Here is a 1,606-nt window from a genome sequence, read left to right as displayed (position 1 = left end):
CCCCAATCGCCGATGGAATAGTAGAAGGGGAAGAAACTGTAATTATTACCCTTGAGAATAGTCCCGACTATCAATTAGGTGAGACTCCCAGTGCCACTTTCACCATTACCGACAATGACCAATCCACCATCACCGAGAGTGTGACTATTTTCTGGCGTAATGACGAGACCGGAGTCAATGGTGCTTGGTTGATGGATGGTCTCGACTTAGCTCAAGCCGTAACAATTCATTCACCAACAGAACCAGCCGACAGTCCCTGGCAAATGCAGGGTGCAGGGGATTTCAACAGTGATCAACAACAGGATCTTCTCTGGCGTAATAGCTCTACTGGTGAAACTGGCATCTGGTTGATGGCAGGATCGGTGTTTCAGAATGCAGTGTCCATAACCCCAACTCTAGGCTTAGACTGGGAGATTCGTGGCACGGAAGATTTCAACAGTGATCAACAACAGGATATTCTCTGGCGCAATACTTCCACTGGGGAAAATAAAGTCTGGCTAATGAATGGCACCAATGTCGCTCAGGAGGTGTCCATTCCATCGGAACCAGTCACTAGTATTTGGGAAATGAGGGCAGCGGGAGACTTGGATGGAGATGGTGATGGGGATATTATCTGGCGCAATACTCAAGACCAAACTATTTACTATTGGAGGATGGAAGGGACTCAGTACATTGAATCAGTGTTGATTGACTCACCAATAAGTATTGGTCAGGAGGTAATCCATGGTACCCTCGACATCGATGACAATGGTTTCGATGATATCCTCTGGCGCAATCTCGACGATGGACAAAATAGTGTCTGGCTGATGAATGCTAATGGGTTCGATCGCCTGGAGAGGCTTGAGCCAGTAACTGATCCGAGTTGGCAAAGTTATGTTTAAATACGTAATTTCAATTACCTAAGTATTTAGCCAAGGGCAATCAGCTAAAGCCCTTGGCGCGTTAGCTGATTGCTTACATGTAGAGACGTTATATAGCGTTTACACATGAGATGTAAACCTGTATGGTCTTTTTTTATTGGAGAATAAAACTCCGGATCTGTTTCCCCTCTTACCTTTTGCCTCTTGCCTCTTGCCTCTTGGCCTTTGGGAGTATGTTCACAACTCAAATATAAACTATATAGCTATCAATTTTAAATATTTATAAAAGTTCAAGATTTATAAAATAATCATTTTTGCTTAGGACTTACCCAAAACTGGACTCGAAACCCTATCACTCTAAGGGCTATCACTCCAAAGGCCATAAGTAGTAGGTTACCTTATTAAGGCACCTTACCAGTATAATTACTGCCTAATCCATGTTTATAATAAAACCTATGGTTCGATTATAAACATGGATTAGTTTTCGATGAAAGATAAACTCAATATTTTTATATTAGTTATTTTCTGGATAGTTATATGTATGTTGTGATCTCTAGCATTTTTCAATTAGGTGAGGTACATAATTTTTGGATTTTAGGGAACAGGGAACAGCGGCTCTGGGAATAGGGAATAGGGAATAGGGAATAGGGAATAGGGAATAGGGAATAGGGAATAGGGAATAGGGAATAGGGAATAGGGAATAGGGAATAGGGAATAGGGAATAGGGAATAGGGAATAGGGAATAG

At 42.0% G+C, this 1,606-nt stretch carries 2 protein-coding genes; one reads left to right on the top strand and one right to left on the bottom strand.

The genetic code is table 11. The annotated features are described in order from the left end of the window. The coding region (locus tag F6K53_RS41045) for an FG-GAP-like repeat-containing protein (protein ID WP_293086029.1) at window positions 1-881 on the top strand (881 nt) is incomplete at its 5' end. Between the two features lie 532 nt (window positions 882-1,413). Here the strand turns inward: F6K53_RS41045 and F6K53_RS41040 are convergent. Continuing rightward, window positions 1,414-1,606: hypothetical protein (locus F6K53_RS41040; protein ID WP_293019396.1), on the bottom strand; the 193-nt coding region annotated here is incomplete at its 5' end.

The organism is Moorena sp. SIO4A1 (assembly GCF_010672065.1).
In the GTDB taxonomy this organism is placed as follows: Bacteria; Cyanobacteriota; Cyanobacteriia; order Cyanobacteriales; family Coleofasciculaceae; genus Moorena.
Note: the sequence above shows the minus strand (reverse complement) of the source record. Positions and strands in the feature narration are given on the sequence as shown.